General features: G+C 33.4%; 15 protein-coding genes. 12 read left to right on the forward strand and 3 right to left on the reverse strand.

The genetic code is table 11. The features are described 5' to 3' along the window. Positions 1-65: 65 nt before the first annotated feature. Positions 66-1,253: a DUF5009 domain-containing protein gene (locus FJOH_RS25790; RefSeq protein ID WP_012026955.1), complete on the reverse strand. Its 1,188-nt coding sequence runs from the start codon at positions 1,251-1,253 to the stop codon at positions 66-68. A 125-nt stretch (positions 1,254-1,378) separates the two neighbouring features. Between FJOH_RS25790 and FJOH_RS25795 the strand changes: the two genes are divergently transcribed. Then, positions 1,379-2,116: a tyrosine-protein phosphatase gene (locus tag FJOH_RS25795; protein ID WP_012026956.1), complete on the forward strand. Its 738-nt coding sequence runs from the start codon at positions 1,379-1,381 to the stop codon at positions 2,114-2,116. Here the strand turns inward: FJOH_RS25795 and FJOH_RS25800 are convergent. Next, positions 2,113-3,525: an undecaprenyl-phosphate glucose phosphotransferase gene (locus tag FJOH_RS25800; RefSeq protein ID WP_012026957.1), complete on the reverse strand. Its 1,413-nt coding sequence runs from the start codon at positions 3,523-3,525 to the stop codon at positions 2,113-2,115. The two genes, FJOH_RS25795 and FJOH_RS25800, sit on opposite strands and share 4 nt — an antisense overlap. Positions 3,526-3,650: 125 nt before the next feature. Here FJOH_RS25800 and FJOH_RS25805 point away from each other — a divergent pair, with 125 nt between their 5' ends. The 5 genes from FJOH_RS25805 (at position 3,651) to FJOH_RS25825 (ending at position 8,576) form a co-directional block, all read left to right on the forward strand. Continuing rightward, positions 3,651-4,622 (forward strand): hypothetical protein, encoded by a 972-nt coding sequence (locus FJOH_RS25805; protein ID WP_012026958.1) that lies wholly within the window; start codon positions 3,651-3,653, stop codon positions 4,620-4,622. 91 nt (positions 4,623-4,713) lie between these two features. After that, positions 4,714-6,576 (forward strand): ABC-F family ATP-binding cassette domain-containing protein, encoded by a 1,863-nt coding sequence (locus FJOH_RS25810; RefSeq protein ID WP_012026959.1) that lies wholly within the window; start codon positions 4,714-4,716, stop codon positions 6,574-6,576. Between the two features lie 93 nt (positions 6,577-6,669). Continuing rightward, positions 6,670-7,200, forward strand: coding sequence for an FKBP-type peptidyl-prolyl cis-trans isomerase (locus tag FJOH_RS25815; RefSeq protein ID WP_012026960.1), 531 nt, complete (start codon positions 6,670-6,672; stop codon positions 7,198-7,200). A gap of 19 nt (positions 7,201-7,219) precedes the next feature. Continuing rightward, a complete protein-coding gene (locus FJOH_RS25820) occupies positions 7,220-7,999 on the forward strand; it encodes an O-methyltransferase (RefSeq protein WP_012026961.1) in 780 nt (259 codons plus the stop codon). 175 nt (positions 8,000-8,174) lie between these two features. Further along, on the forward strand, positions 8,175-8,576 hold the full coding sequence (locus FJOH_RS25825) for a helix-turn-helix domain-containing protein (RefSeq protein ID WP_012026962.1): 402 nt from the start codon (positions 8,175-8,177) through the stop codon (positions 8,574-8,576). Between the two features lie 348 nt (positions 8,577-8,924). Here FJOH_RS25825 and FJOH_RS25830 read toward each other — a convergent pair whose 3' ends face one another. Then, a complete protein-coding gene (locus FJOH_RS25830; RefSeq protein WP_012026963.1) occupies positions 8,925-9,584 on the reverse strand; it encodes a DUF6565 domain-containing protein in 660 nt (219 codons plus the stop codon). Positions 9,585-9,874: 290 nt separating this feature from the next. On the opposite strand from FJOH_RS25830, the gene FJOH_RS25835 reads away from it, so the two are divergent. From FJOH_RS25835 to FJOH_RS25860, 6 genes are all read left to right on the forward strand, one after another. Then, positions 9,875-10,567: an ABC transporter ATP-binding protein gene (locus tag FJOH_RS25835; protein WP_012026964.1), complete on the forward strand. Its 693-nt coding sequence runs from the start codon at positions 9,875-9,877 to the stop codon at positions 10,565-10,567. 113 nt (positions 10,568-10,680) lie between these two features. Continuing rightward, positions 10,681-11,250 carry a cob(I)yrinic acid a,c-diamide adenosyltransferase gene (locus FJOH_RS25840; RefSeq protein WP_012026965.1) on the forward strand — a complete coding sequence of 190 codons (570 nt, stop codon included), beginning with the start codon at positions 10,681-10,683 and terminating at the stop codon, positions 11,248-11,250. Positions 11,251-11,467: 217 nt separating this feature from the next. Continuing rightward, on the forward strand, positions 11,468-11,689 hold the full coding sequence (locus FJOH_RS25845) for a DUF2795 domain-containing protein (protein WP_007138072.1): 222 nt from the start codon (positions 11,468-11,470) through the stop codon (positions 11,687-11,689). Positions 11,690-11,776: 87 nt separating this feature from the next. Then, entirely contained in the window at positions 11,777-15,121 is a 3,345-nt protein-coding gene (secA, locus tag FJOH_RS25850) for a preprotein translocase subunit SecA (protein WP_012026966.1), read from the forward strand. A gap of 222 nt (positions 15,122-15,343) precedes the next feature. Beyond that, the gene (locus FJOH_RS25855; RefSeq protein WP_235023032.1) at positions 15,344-15,721 is read left to right on the forward strand and encodes a hypothetical protein; all 378 of its coding nucleotides are present in this window, start codon (positions 15,344-15,346) and stop codon (positions 15,719-15,721) included. Between the two features lie 112 nt (positions 15,722-15,833). Next, positions 15,834-16,634 carry an MbnP family protein gene (locus FJOH_RS25860; RefSeq protein WP_012026968.1) on the forward strand — a complete coding sequence of 267 codons (801 nt, stop codon included), beginning with the start codon at positions 15,834-15,836 and terminating at the stop codon, positions 16,632-16,634. Positions 16,635-16,737 lie beyond the last annotated feature (103 nt).

Consider the following 16,737-nt stretch of genomic DNA (forward strand, 5'->3'; position numbering starts at 1 on the left):
TCAGTCTACAGTATTCAGTCACAGTTTACAGTTTACAGTCTCAGACTGAATACTGTGACTAAAAATTAAAGATGAAGCTGAATTTTAAATCTATTAAAGATTTTCATTACGTAAAGCATTATAATCGAAAACACTAAAGACCAAAGAATTCCAGGAACGCCTTCTCTAAAATATCCTGGGATTATATGAAGATTGACAACTTTGCAGAAATAATAAATAACACCCGGCAGAATATAAATTAATAACGGATTTGCTGCGGCAGGCATAAAAAACTCACTCCATTTAGTTTGTTTTTTAACTTCCATTAACCAATACAAAAAGTAAAACAGAACGGTGCAGATTCCAGCAGAAATTAGTGTCCATGCAGGAGTTCCATGTATTTTTGAAATTCCATAATATTGACGCAGAAAAAATCCAGCGGCAAAAAACAAAATTATAAAACCTATTACCGGCCAATTGATTTTGTTTTCGATTTTTCTATCAAAAAACAAAAGCGAAATTACGATTCCGGCTGATACTAATGTAGCATGGGTTAAATGGCCTGCAATAAATCCCAGCCATTCCGGCATATTTACACCTGGGGTCAGGTTTGCTGAATTTCCGACAACGCAGACTATCAGAAAAACAATCATTGCCCATAATTTTCCCGAAACCAGCCAATAGTAAATTACTGAAATAAGATAAGCCCAGCCTATTAAACCCAGAATTCCCCACCATTTTGGCGTGATTCCTATTTTTCCTGTTTCTTCCTGAACATATAAAAAATAAAGTGCAATTAAAACCACCATACCGCCATATTGCAGAATGGATTTTAATACAACCGAAAAGTCTTTTGGATATTTATTCCAGATAGGAATTGGCATTGAATAAGCTAAAAGTCCCCAAAAAGCTGGTGTTATTATCATTTTTGAGGCGTCGTAACCTTCACTTGAATTAACCATATAAACACCAATTATGATTAATGCTAAAGCACGTTTTAAGGTATGAGTCCAGATTACTTTTGGACTGTCGCCTTTTATTAATCTGGCGTTAAATGCAAATGGAACTGACATTCCAACTATAAATAAAAAAGCAGGGAAAACTAAATCGACAAAGGTCATCGCATCTGCATCTGCAGGCATGTGTTTCATCCATTGAGGTACATTTTGGATGCTTGCAAGCTCATTTACAAATATCATTACAAAAATGGTAATTCCACGTAAAGCGTCAATCGAAATAATCCTTTGATTATATAAATTCTCTTTAATTTTCATAAAATATTACTTTTTTATCAAATATAATATAATTCTGAAATGTTGTTACATTGTTACATTATTTTATTTTGAAGTATTTTGTTAAGCATAAATAAAAACGAGATCAATTCTTTACTTTTGCACACATGTTAGCATTCTTTAAATCAAAACCTTTTTTAAAAGATCTTTTAGCGGGCGATTATGTCGACATTCATTCGCATTTGCTTCCGGGAATTGACGACGGTGCAAAGACGATTAAAAAAACGGTTAAACTGGCAAAAGCTTTTCAGGAATTGGGAATTTCTCAATTTGTAACTACACCGCATATTAACCATTATGTCTGGAACAATTCTGAACAGGATATTTTAGAGAAATTAAACGAAACTCAGGTTTTATTAAAAGAAGAAAATATACCTATTCCGTTTAAAGCCGCTGCAGAATATTTTATGGATGACTGGTTTGAAAATCATCTAAAAACAGAAAAACTCCTCACTTTAAAAGACAATTATATATTGGTTGAAATATCATATTTAAGTGCGCCTTTCAACTTATATAAAATTATTTTTGATATTCAGCTTGCCGGCTATATTCCGGTTTTGGCACATCCGGAAAGATATACCTATTTTCATAAAAATTTTACAGAATATGAAAAACTGAAAAAATCTGGCTGTTTATTTCAGCTTAATTTATTGGCGACAGTAGGTTATTATGGAAGTGAAATTGCCAAAACTGCAGAACTTTTATTAAAAAAAGGAATGTACGATTTTACAGGAACAGATGTGCATCACAGCAGTCATATAGAATCTATGCATCAAAAAATCAAAATAGATGCGGCTTCAAACTTAAAAGAAGTTATTGCTAATAATCAGTTTTTTAAATTCTAATAGGCGTTTTCATCACCTTTAAGAATGTTTATTACAGTTCTCACTATGATTTTGATATCGAGAAGTAAACTCCAGTTTTCGATATACCAAATATCATATTCTACTCTATTTTCCATATCAGAAAGTTCTTTTGTCTCGCCTCGATAACCGTTGACTTGTGCCCAGCCGGTAATACCTGGTTTTGCAAACTGGCGAACTAAATAATTATTAATCAATTCGCTGTATTCTTTGGCCAGATTTATCATGTGCGGCCTTGGTCCAACTACTGACATATCTCCCCAAAATACATTAAAAAACTGCGGCAGTTCATCAATACTGGTTTTACGAATAAAAGCTCCAAATTTTGTTACGCGGCTGTCTCCTTTTCCTGCCTGCTTATTGTGCGCAAGATCGTTAACATACATGCTTCTGAATTTTAGACAAATAAAAGGTCTGTTGTCTCGTCCTGAACGTTTTTGCCTAAAGAAAACAGGACCTGGCGATTCTAATTTTATAATCAGCATTACAATTGGAAAAAGCCACGGAAATATCAGCAAAATGACCAAGCCAGCAAAACAAACATCAAAAGCTTTTTTTATCAATTTATTGGTAACAAACTCTAAAGGTTCTCGGCGGAGCATTAATACCGGAGTATTTTCATAAAAAGTAATTTCGACTTTACTTGATTTTGTGTACAACTGAAAATCAGGAACAAATTTAATTCTCACCATATTTTGTTCACAGATTTTAACCAGTTTATTGATTACCGCAATATCATCTATATGCAGGGCAACGTACATTTCGTCTACTTCTTTTTGAACTATAAAATCCTGAATTTCATCAAAACCGCCAATTACCTGATCTGAAAAAATAGGATCGGCTTTTTCATCAAAAAAACCCAAAAACTTATAGCCGTAAGTCAAATCTTTAGCCAAAATTTTTCGCATTCTTTCGCCCGTTTCATTTGCCCCTACGATAATAATTTTTCTAAAATTATACCCTTTAGCTCTAATTTCTTTTAAAAGTTTCATTGAAATATATCTGGAAACCAATAAAATCACAAAAAAGAACAAATAGAAATATAACAGTCGAAGTCTGGAAAGATCAGAGAATTTTAGATATACTACAATAATTGAAATTATCGAAGCATGAATAACTACTTTTCTAATGGTTCGTTTTAAAATAGATTCAATACGTTCAATACGAATCATTCTGTATGAATCCTTATTTAGCAATAGTCCTATCCAAATTAAGTTAGCCAGAACAGAAACTGTTTTTTCTTCTTTTATTAAAAGTTCGTCTAAACTTCCAAATCTGGCTAAAGAAGAAAGCAGTATCGCAGTATTTAACAAAATGACATCCCAGCATACAAACAAAAGTTTGAAATATCTGGACATTCTAAATCTTGACAGTTCTTCTAAAATTCTCATATTTGGGGAAACTCAGTTTAAAGCTAAACTTACAGGTGCAAAATAACATTTTATTTATATTAATAATCTTATTTTTTCAGCTAATCTTTAAAAATTTTACTTTTGCTTTAACCAAAATTTAAGATATGGTAATATTGCGCATTCTATTCTTTTTTCTTTTTTCTGTTTTTTCGATTCAGGCCCAAATTTCGGGCTGTACAGACCCTGTTTCTAAAAACTACAATCCAAATGCAACAGAAAATGACGGAAACTGCGTTTATAAAAATTTAAAGTTAAAACCTGAATATTCAATAAAGCTGAGCGATTCTGTCAAAGAAACTTCGGGATTAATTGTTTTTGATAATTTATTGTGGACACATAATGACGATCATGACAAAACGATTTACGGATTAGATTCTTTAGGAAAAATCAAAAAGAAAATCATTCTTGAAAATATTACCAATCATGACTGGGAAGAAATTTCGCAGGACAGTACACATCTATACATTGGCGATTTTGGAAATAACTACAGTGGAAACCGAACGGATTTAAATATTTTAAAAATCGAGAAAAAGTCGTTTTTAACACAGAATCCTATTATCGAAAAAATTTCATTCACCTATTCTGACCAGACAGATTTATTAGCACAAAAACCAAACACTACTGATTTTGACTGTGAAGCTTTTATAGTTTCTAAAGACAGTATTTATTTGTTTTCTAAACAATGGAAATCGTCTAAAACCAATATTTATGTTTTACCCAAACAACCCGGAAATCATATTGCGAAATTCAAAAACACTTTAGACACAAAAGGTTTAGTAACTGGCGCGACTTATTTAGAAGATAAAAAAATCATCGCTCTCTGCGGTTATTCAAAAACCGGAAAAACCTTTTTATATCTTTTATATGATTTTAAAAACAATGATTTTTTATCCGGCAATAAACGAAAAATCGACCTTAAACTTCCATTTCACCAAATAGAAGGAATTGCGACAAAAGACGGTCTTCATTATTTTATTACAAACGAATCTTTGGTGCGGAAACCCATTTTAAATAATCCGCAGCAAATTCATTATATAGATTTGAGTTCAATCCTGAGTTTGTATCTCCATAAATAATTCGCAAATCGTAAGATAAAAGTTTACTTTTGCAGAAAGTTATGTTTTTCAAAACACTCATAACTCATAATTTATAACTTACAATTACAAAGTGAATTACTTATCTGTAGAAAATATATCGAAGTCATTTGGCGAAAGAGTCCTTTTTGACAACATTTCTTTTGGAATCAATAAAGATCAAAAAATTGCTTTTATTGCCAAAAATGGGTCTGGTAAAACTACCATTATGAGCATTATTAATGGCTTAGACGAACCAGATACCGGACAGGTTGTTTTAAGAAAAGGAATTAGAATGGCATTTCTTTCTCAGGATAACAACCTTCAGGATGAACTTACAATCGAAGAAAGTATTTTCGCTTCAGATAATGAAACGCTTAAAATAATTGAAGCTTACGAAAAAGCATTAGAAAATCCAGATGATGAAGAAGCCTACCAAAAAGCTTTTGACGGAATGGATCAGCATAATGCATGGGATTTTGAAACGCAGTACAAACAGATTCTTTTTAAATTAAAACTGGAAGATTTTAAACTGAAAGTAAAAAATCTTTCGGGAGGGCAAAAAAAACGTCTTTCACTGGCTATCATATTGATCAATCGTCCAGATTTATTGATTCTGGATGAGCCTACCAACCATTTAGATCTTGAAATGATCGAATGGCTTGAAAGCTATTTTGCCAAAGAAAATATTACCTTATTTATGGTAACGCACGACCGTTTCTTTTTAGAGCGTGTGTGTAATGAAATTATCGAATTAGACAACGGAAAATTATACCAATACAAAGGAAATTACTCTTACTATTTAGAGAAAAAAGAAGAGCGAATTGCTTCTGAAAATTCGAGTATTGACAAAGCTAAAAACTTATTTGTAAAAGAATTAGAATGGATGCGACGCCAGCCAAAAGCGAGAACAACCAAATCTAAATCACGTCAGGACGATTTTTACATTATTAAAGAAAAAGCACAAAGCCGACGTAAAGAAAATAAAGTCGAACTTGAAATTAATATGGAAAGAATGGGAAGCAAAATTATTGAGCTTCATAAACTTTCTAAAAAATTCAAAGACCGTGTTATTCTGGATAATTTTAGTTTTGATTTTCAGCGTGGTGAAAGAATCGGGATTATTGGTAAAAACGGAACCGGAAAATCGACTTTCTTAAATCTGCTTACGGGTACAATTCCGCCAGACAGCGGACGTGTTGTAAAAGGAGATACAATTAAAATTGGTTATTACACACAATCCGGAATTAATCCAAAACCGGGACAGCGTGTTATTGATATTATTAAGGAATACGGAGAATATATTCCGCTTGCAAAAGGAAAAATTATTTCGGCTTCACAATTGTTAGAGCGTTTTCTTTTTGACGCTAAAAAGCAATACGATTATGTCGAAAAATTAAGCGGAGGCGAATTAAAACGTTTGTATTTATGTACGGTTTTAATTCAAAATCCAAATTTTTTAATTCTCGATGAGCCTACAAACGATTTAGATATTGTAACGCTTAACGTTCTGGAAAGTTTCCTTTTAGATTATCCGGGCTGTTTATTGGTTGTTTCGCACGACCGTTACTTTATGGATAAAATCGTCGATCATTTATTTGTTTTTAGAGGACAAGGCGAAATCGAAAATTTCCCAGGAAACTATTCTGATTTCCGTGCTTACGAAGACAGTGCCGATGTTGCCCAAAAAGAAGAAAACAAAGCTGAAAAGAAAGACTGGAAACAAAATAACCCAACCGGAAATTTAAGCTTTAACGAACAAAAAGAATATCAAAAAATTGAAAGAGAAATCAAAGATTTAGAAATTGAAAAAGCTAAAATCGAACAGTTATTCTCTGATGGAAAAGTAGCCGATGCTGATATTGAGAAAAAAGCAAACGAGCTTCAAAATATCATAAATAAAATTGATTTAAAAGAAGAACGATGGTTCGAACTTTCTGCAAAGATTGAAGGATAATTTAGTTTTCAGTCGCAGTTAACACACAGACTGAAAACTGCAACTGCGACTGAAAACTAATTTTATTAAATTAGCTCTTTAAAAAGATAAAATATGAAACAACTTTTAACTGCTTTACTTTCATTAACACTTTTTATTTCTTGTTCTAAAGACAAAGATGAAGTCAAAGATTATACTGCTGAAAATGAGAAAGAGATTGTTGATTATTTAGCTCAGAATAATTTAACTGCACAAAGAACAAATTCTGGTTTATACTACATTATTACCAAAGAAGGTTCAAGTGAAAGCGAAGGAGAAAATCCAGGCGAGGAAGAAAACACAGGTGAAGGGGAAAACACAGAAGAAAATGAAAACGACGGACATCCTACATTAAATTCTAATATTACCGTTATTTACAAAGGTTATTTTACTAATGGGAAAGTTTTTGATGAAAGTACAGAAGGAGTTTCATATTCGCTTCGTACTCTTATTCCGGGATGGAAAGAGGGAATTCCGCTTTTAAAATCAGGCGGCGAAATACAGCTTTTTGTACCTGCTCATTTAGGATACGGCAGCAATGGAAACAAAACTGTTCCCGGAGGCGCCGTACTGATATTTGAAATTACTTTAGTTTCTGTTAATTAAGATCATATTTTAAACCCGCATGTTGTTTCAAATCAAATCGTATTTAAATTTTCTTTGGCATTCTACAAACGAACACGGCGTACATTCGCCTTTTGTTTTTAATTTACTTACGAAATGTTTTTATGATAAAAAGCCAAAACCAGAATATCAAATTCTAACGAATTACAGAAATTCACTTCTTGAAAATAAAAATTTCATTGAAGTAACAGATTTTGGCGCTGGTTCAAAAGTTTTTAAATCAAACAAAAGGCAGATTTCAAAAATCGCATCAACTGCCGGAATTTCTCCAAAACGTGCCGAATTATTATTTCGTGTTACGAATTATTTTAAGCCGCAAAACATTCTAGAAATAGGTACTTCGCTGGGTTTGGCAACTTCTGCCCTTGCCCTTGGCAGCACAAATGCAAAAGTTACTACAATAGAAGGCTGCCCGCAGACTGGAGGTACTGCCAAAAATCAATTAGATGAATTTGATTGTAAAAATGTCGAAAGCATAATTTCAGAATTTGAATCTTTTTTGATTTCAGAAAATCTCAACTCTAAGATTTACGATCTGATATATTTTGATGGCAATCATTCTAAAAAAGCAACTTTAGAGTATTTTAATCTTTTACTTCCAACAATAAACAACGATTCCGTCTTGATTTTCGATGACATTCATTGGTCTCCAGAAATGGAAGAAGCTTGGGAGATTATCAAAAATCACCCAAAAGTAAAAGTTACAATCGATACTTTTCAATGGGGATTTGTATTTTTTAGATACGAGCAGGAAAAAGAACATTTTGTAATTAGAGCATAAAATTACTTCCTTTCACTTGAACATTTAAGAAAACAAATTAAGATAAACCATTCTAAATTTAGATATAATATCTGACAAAAAAAGATGTTTTATAAGATGTTTTTTTATCTTTGAAATTCAGATTTTTTAGTACAGATAGGTTTATCTTTGAACCTCAAGAAAAACGACACTCATTATGGAACAGAAAATTCATCAGGGAAGAAACGTAAAGCGATTCAGAGAAATGCTTGGCATTAAACAAGAAGCACTCGCTTATGATTTGGGAGAAGACTGGAACCAGAAAAAAATTTCTATGCTCGAACAAAAAGAGGTAATTGAAGACAATCTGCTGAAACAAATCTCTAATTCTTTAAAAATTCCTATTGAAGCTTTTCAAAATTTTGATGAAGAGCAAGCAGTAAATATTATTGCAAGTACGTTCAATGCCCATGATTACGCAACTGGATTAATAATCAACAACTACAATCCAATTGAAAAGATTATTCAATTGCATGATGAAAAAATTGCCTTATATGAGCGTATGCTGAAAGAAAAAGACGAAATGATGGCAAAACTTGAAAAATTAATTGGCAAATAAATTTTAGAATTATCTTTCATTAAAACATAAAAAGCAACTGTCGCAAAAGTCAAAGCAGCATCATTTTATTTTACACATTTTTTTGTTCCATAGGAACATTTCATTGGTAGAAAATTATATTTTTTTCATCGTTTTACGTTCCGTAGGAACGTTTGGTTATTAAAATCTGGCGTATCAAACGTTCCTACAGAACGTAAATCGCGCCCACCTCTATTCTTTCTACCTACGAAACATTCCTAACGGAATGAAATCGTATATAAAAATCGACAAGTATAAGTTTACATTAAAAGCATAAAAAAAAGACGATCATTTCTGATCGTCTTTTTCATTTCAATAAAAATTTAAACTTTATTTTTTAGCTTCTTTATTCTCTTCAGATTTAGCACCCATTCTGTTAACAGTATACATTGGTGCAAATTTGATTTTTAAACCGGCAATTTTTCTGTTATCTTCTGCTGTAAGACCTTCTTTTTCAACTGTATTTTTACGGCTGTCAAGTGCTTCATACATCAGTTTAACTTCATCCCAGTCTTCTCTTGAATATTTATCTTTATTATTTTCTACAGTGTGAACGAACTGCTGATAAACGCTGTGAATATTTTTAGCATTTACCCAGCTGAAATTCATATCATCACCAATTTTTCCAGCACCAAATAAGGCATCTCTTAATTGTTGTTTTGGGCTTGGAGCCGGAGGGGCAAAAACGGTGGTCATCTCATTTTTAAACTCTTCATATTTAATTTTGCTGGCGTTTATTTTTTCGGTCGCAGCCGAATTATCCTTAAGATCTGCCAGCGCTGTTTGAGCTTCTTGAGATTTTCTATCATATTCTGCTTCAACATTTTTCCAGTTTTCTTTTAAGTTATCTGCTGAAACATTTTTTACAGAATCGACGTAGGCTACATAAGAGTCGATTGTTTTTTGAGCTTTCTCTTGTTTTTCATCTTTACACGATGTTAATCCTAATACTAATAATGTAACTGCCGCAGCTATTTTTATATTTCTCATAATGTTGATTGTTTTAATTAATTAATCAAATGTACCAAATACCCACCCGAACAATTTACATTATTAACACGTTTTTAAACTAAAAAACATCTTAATACTATAAAACTCTTAAAATAATGACAATTATACAAAACTCAACCAAAATCATGTAACTATTTTATAGCTTAAAAAACATATTCTTTTTGGCACATATCTATAAAAAAGCTTTTGTAACAAAATCCAATTCTAAACTACTTATCATTTTTATTGAAAAGTGTTTTGTACTTTTAAATCCAAAATTGTAAAATAAAATGGCAGATCCATTAATTAAAATAACCGACATACGACGAAATTTCATATTGGGCAATGAAACTGTATATGTTTTAAAAGGAATTAATTTAGAAATCAACAAAGGCGAATATGTCGCTTTAATGGGGCCTTCGGGATCCGGAAAATCAACTTTAATGAATTTATTGGGTTGTTTGGATACGCCTACTTCCGGAAGATATGTTTTGAACGGAAAAGATGTCAGCCAAATGCGCGATGATGAACTCGCCGGAATACGTAATACAGAAATAGGTTTTGTTTTTCAAACCTTCAATCTTTTACCCAGAACAACAGCTCTGGACAATGTTGCACTGCCAATGATTTATGCCGGATATTCAAAATCAGATAGAAATGTAAGAGCCACCGAGGTTTTAAAACAAGTAAATCTTGCTGATAGAATGGACCACCAGCCCAATCAGTTATCAGGAGGTCAGCGCCAGCGTGTTGCCATTGCCCGTGCCCTGGTAAACAAACCTTCGATTATTTTAGCCGATGAACCTACAGGAAACCTGGACAGTAAAACCTCTGTAGAAATCATGAAACTTTTTGGAGATATTCATGCACAAGGAAATACTGTTATTCTGGTAACCCACGAAGAAGATATTGCTGCGTATGCGCACAGAGTTATTCGTTTACGAGACGGTTTAATTGAAAGTGACACGAGTAGATCTGTTTAACCGTTTATTTGGTTAATTGTTTAATCGGAAAAAGAAAAACTAGATTTTAGGTTAATTCAAAAGTAGAGAAACCTTAGAATCTTAGCATCTCAGAACCTTAGCATCTTTAAAAAATGAAAGTATACACCAAAACAGGCGATAAAGGAACAACAGCACTTTTTGGAGGCACGCGTGTTCCTAAAGATCATATTAGAATTGACAGTTACGGAACTGTTGATGAACTTAATTCTTATATCGGATTAATTCGCGATCAGGAAATCGATTCGCATTATAAAACTATTTTAATAGAAATTCAGGATCGTCTTTTTACTGTAGGCGCCATTTTGGCAACACCGCAGGAAAAAGAAGTTTTAAAAAACGGAGAGCTTCGTTTAAAAAATCTCGGAATAATTGATTCTGATATTGAATTGCTTGAAAATGAAATAGACAAAATGGAAGAAAGCCTTCCGCAAATGACACATTTTGTTTTACCAGGCGGTCATCCTACCGTGTCACATTGTCATATAGCTCGCTGTATATGCCGTCGCGCAGAGCGTTTGGCAGTACATTTAAGTCATAATGAACACGTTCCTGAAATCGCAATTATGTACTTAAACCGACTTTCTGACTATCTTTTTGTCTTGGCACGAAAGTTGTCCTCAGACCTTAAAGCGGAGGAAGTGAAATGGATTCCGCGTAAGTAAACAGTCACGGTTTTCAGTTTTCAGACTGCAAACTCACACAAAAACTGAGTACTAAAAAAATATAGCAATTAGCAGCAAATTTCAGTTTTTAAACTGAAAACTGGCACTGAAAACTGCATACTAGTAAAGACGTTCTTAAATTTTATTAAAATAAATCAAATTTTACTTGTCTTTTTCAGTAAAAAATTTATTTTTGCACAAACTAAACAGATAACAGATGTATTGGACATTAGAATTAGCATCTTATTTAAGTGATGCGCCATGGCCTGCTAACAAAGACGAACTTATAGACTACGCTATTAGAGCTGGTGCTCCATTAGAAGTAGTAGAGAACCTTCAGTCAATCGAAGATGAAGGGGAGATATATGAATCAATGGAAGAAATTTGGCCTGATTATCCAACAGACGAAGATTATCTTTGGAATGAGGATGAATATTAAAAAATAAACCAAAGGAAAAAGTCTCATCACAGAGGCTTTTTTTTTGGTTCAAATACACATTATATAATTATAGAAATACAATAAATTATGAGTTTCATAAACAGCATCATTAAGGTATTTGTGGGTGATAAGTCTCAAAAAGACGTTAAAGCCCTGCAGCCTTACCTAAACAAAATTAAAACTTTCGAATCGAGCTTAATGAGTTTGTCTCACGACGAATTAAGAGCAAGAACAACATACTTTAAAGAAAGAATTAAAGAAGCAAGAGCAGATAAAGATGCTAAGATTGCTTCTCTTAAAGCCGAAGTTGAAAAAATTGAAGATATCGACAAAAGAGAAGATATTTATGATGCGATAGATGCTCTTGAAAAAGAAGCTTATGAAATCTCTGAAAAAACTTTATTGGAAATTCTTCCGGAAGCGTTTTCTGTAGTAAAAGAAACGGCTCGTCGTTTCAAAGAAAACGCTCATATCGAAGTTACGGCTACTGCAAAAGACCGTGAGTTTTCTGCAACAAAACCATATATCGTTATTGACGGAGAAAAATCTATTTGGGCAAACAAATGGAATGCTGCCGGAAAAGACATCACTTGGGACATGATTCACTACGATGTTCAGTTAATTGGTGGTATGGTACTGCACGAAGGTAAAGTTGCCGAAATGCAAACGGGAGAAGGTAAAACTTTAGTTGCTACACTTCCTCTTTACTTAAATGCCTTAACTGGAAACGGAGTTCACTTAGTAACAGTGAATGACTACTTAGCAAAACGTGACAGCACGTGGAAAGCACCTTTATTCGAATTCCACGGTTTATCTGTTGATTGTATTGATAATCACCAGCCAAGTACTGAGGCTAGAAAAAAAGCTTACGACGCAGATATCACTTACGGAACCAACAACGAATTTGGTTTTGACTACCTAAGAGATAACATGGCACACTCTCCTAGCGATTTAGTGCAGAGAAAACACAATTTTGCCATTGTCGACGAGGTCGATTCTGTATTAATTGATGATGCCAGAACACCGCTTATCATTTCTGGACCAGTTCCTCAAGGAGATCGTCACGAATTCAACGAATTGAAACCAAAAATTGAAAACTTAGTTGCACAGCAGCGTCAGTTAGCAAATGGTTTCTTAGCCGAAGCTAAAAAATTAATCAAAGAAGGAAATACTAAAGAAGGTGGTTTCTTATTATTAAGAGCTTACAGATCTTTACCTAAAAATAAAGCATTAATTAAATTTTTAAGTGAAGAAGGAATTAAACAATTACTTCAAAAAACTGAAAATCAATATATGCAGGACAACAATCGCGAAATGCATAAAGTTGACGAAGCTTTATACTTTGTGATTGAAGAGAAAAACAATCAGGTAGAATTGACAGACAATGGTATTAAATACCTTTCTGGAGATACTGATGCCGATTTCTTCGTTTTACCAGACATTGGAACAGAAATCGCTGCGATTGAAAAACAAAAATTAGACAAAGACGCTGAAGCGGAAGCTAAAGAAAGATTATTCCAAGATTTTGGAGTAAAAAGCGAGCGTATCCACACTCTTACTCAACTTTTAAAAGCGTATGCTTTATTCGAAAAAGACGTAGAGTATGTTATCATGGACAACAAAATTATGATTGTCGATGAGCAGACAGGTCGTATCATGGATGGACGTCGTTACTCAGACGGTCTTCACCAAGCGATCGAAGCTAAAGAAAATGTAAAAATCGAAGCTGCAACGCAGACTTTTGCTACTGTAACATTACAGAACTACTTTAGAATGTACAACAAACTGGCTGGTATGACGGGTACAGCGGTTACTGAAGCAGGAGAGTTATGGCAGATTTACAAATTAGATGTTGTTGAAATTCCGACAAACCGCGGCATTGCAAGAATTGATAAAGAAGATTACATCTACAAAACAACACGTGAAAAATTCAACGCAGTTATCGAAGATGTTACTGAATTATCGCAAGCTGGAAGACCTGTATTGATTGGAACAACTTCTGTAGAGATTTCAGAATTATTAAGCCGTATGCTTAAAATGAGAGGAATCACACACAACGTATTGAATGCTAAAATGCATAAGCAAGAAGCACAAATCGTTGAAGAAGCTGGTAAAGCCGGAGTTGTAACAATTGCAACAAACATGGCTGGTCGTGGTACCGATATTAAATTATCTCCAGAAGTAAAAGCTGCGGGAGGTTTAGCAATCGTGGGTACAGAGCGTCATGATTCTCGTCGTGTAGACAGACAGTTACGTGGTCGTTCTGGTCGTCAGGGAGATCCGGGAAGTTCTCAATTCTACGTTTCTCTTGAAGATAACTTAATGCGTTTATTCGGTTCTGAAAGAGTTGCGAAAGTAATGGACAGAATGGGATTAAAAGAAGGTGAAGTTATTCAGCATTCTATGATGACTAAATCTATCGAACGTGCTCAGAAAAAAGTAGAAGAAAATAACTTTGGTGTTCGTAAACGTTTATTAGAATATGATGACGTAATGAACTCTCAGCGTGAAGTAGTTTACAAACGTCGTCGTCATGCATTGTTTGGAGAGCGTTTAAAACTGGATATTGCGAATATGCTTTATGATACTTGCGAATTAATCGTAAGCAACAGTAAAGTAACAAATGATTTCAAAGGATATGAGTTTGATTTAATTCGTTATTTCGGAATCACATCTCCAATTTCAGAAGCTGATTTCATAAAATTAAATGACATCGAAATTACTGGAAAAGTATACAAAGAAGCTTTAGCTTTCTACACTGAAAAAACAGAAAGAAGCGCAAGAGAAGCTTTCCCAATTATCAAAGGAGTTTACGAAGAGCCAAACAATCATTTTGAAAGAATTGTAGTTCCATTTACAGACGGAATCAAAACTTTGAATGTGGTTACAGATTTGAAAAAAGCTTATGACAGCGAAGGTGCTCAATTAATCGCTGATTTTGAGAAAAACATCACACTTTCTATTGTTGATGAAGCTTGGAAAAAACACTTACGCAAAATGGACGAATTGAAACAATCTGTTCAATTAGCCGTTCACGAGCAAAAAGATCCATTGCTTATTTACAAATTAGAAGCTTTCAACTTGTTTAGAGGAATGCTTGACAACGTTAACAAAGAAGTTATTTCATTCTTATTCAAAGGTGATTTACCTGCTCAAAACGTTCCTGAAATTCACGAAGCAAGAGAAGTAGCTCGTCCAAAAGAAAATTTACAATTAAGTAAAGACGAAATACCAAACAGCGAAAGTATTAATCGTGAAGCTGGAGAAACACAACAGCGTCAGGTTACAGAAACTATCGTTAGAGATATGCCAAAAATCAACAGAAATGATACTGTTACAGTTCAGGAAGTTGCAACTGGTAAAACAGAAACAATGAAATTTAAAAAAGCTGAAAGCCTTATCGCTGCAGGAACTTGGGTTCTTGTTAAATAATAATTTTTAGTATTCAGTTTTCAGTCGGAGTTTTCAGACTGATAATCAAATTAAATATTCAAAACCGACAAGTTTCAAAAGCTTGTCGGTTTTTTTTATTCAAATTACATTCATTTACAAAACATTAAAAAAAATAAAAAAAGCGCTAAAAAAAACTTAAAAATAAATTCGTTCTAAAATGAATATAACGTATTTTTGCAGTCGAAACAACGAAATCAACCTTTGAAGAAGTTTTTTATCATATTACTTTCTTGTATCCTTCTGGTGCCATCTTTTGGCAATTTCTTTGTTTACGCTTCTTTTAAAATCAATCAGGATGAAATTGTAAAAACTATCTGTGTGCAGCGCAAACAGGTTTTTAATACATGTAACGGTCGATGTGAACTTCAAAAAAGCTTAAAAAAATACGCTGATAACGAAAAGAAAATGCAGGACAATCTAAAAGAGAAATCAGAGATTGTTTACATTCAAAATACAACAACTGCACAATACAAATTAATTGCACCTGTTGAAACAACAACCGGAAACTTTTCGTTTTTAGACAAAAAACCAGTTTCTGTTTCAATTGCGGCTTTTCATCCGCCTTCCCTTTTTATATAATTTTTTAAATTCTTATTTCAATTTTATTGAAATCAATTTTCATTGTTTTAAAATCAATGAAAAAGCGTTTACGCATACTTTAAATTTAAATTTTTATATAAAAATCCTTAAAATGAAAAACATACTATACAAAGCTTTCGCTATTGCAGCAATCTCTCTATCATTAATTTCTTGTTCAAGCGATGACAACGAAGAAGCAGCAGGAAACGGAAATATTACATTAAAATTTGACAACGCTTACGGAACAAACGACCTTATTTTAAACACTCAGGGAAACACAACTTCTAACAATGAAGTATTAAAAATAAGCCTTGTAAAATATATTGTAAGCAATGTAGTTTTTACAAAAGCTGACGGAAGCACTTTTACTTACCCAAAAAGCAAAAGCTATTTTATTGCTGACGAATCTACTGCAGCCGGACAGCAGTTTAAACTAACAGATATTCCTGCCGGAGATTACGTAAAAGTAAAATTTGGAATTGGAGTTGATGAAGAACAATGGAAATTAGGAGCTGCTGGTCAGGGAGATTTTCTTGCACAGGCAGATGCTGCAGGTATGATGTGGTCTTGGGCTGCAGGTTACAAATTCTTTGCTCTTGAAGGAACTTTTACTTCGCCTACTGTTACAACTGCAACTCCATTTATGATTCATACCGGAAAAACTGGAACTGACTACAACTATACTGAAGTAACTATAGATTTCCCTACTAAAGCTTTGGTTCGTACTAACATTACTCCTGCTGTTCACATCATTACAGATCTTTCTAAAGTTATCGACGGTACAAACAAAATCAAACTTTCTGACAACAACTCAGGCGGAATGGGCGCTATGATTATGGGTGGTGCAAACTTACCTTTAATTACTCAAAACTTCAATACTATGTTTAGAGTAGACCACGTACATAACGACTAAATTTATTTTCAGAAGCACAAAAGTTATAGTTCTTAAGAACTCACTTCCCGCTATCCGCTTTATCTTTTGCGTTTGCTGCTGCAAACACAAAAGGATACCGCGT

Source organism: Flavobacterium johnsoniae UW101 (genome assembly GCF_000016645.1).
In the GTDB taxonomy this organism is placed as follows: domain Bacteria; phylum Bacteroidota; class Bacteroidia; order Flavobacteriales; family Flavobacteriaceae; genus Flavobacterium; species Flavobacterium johnsoniae.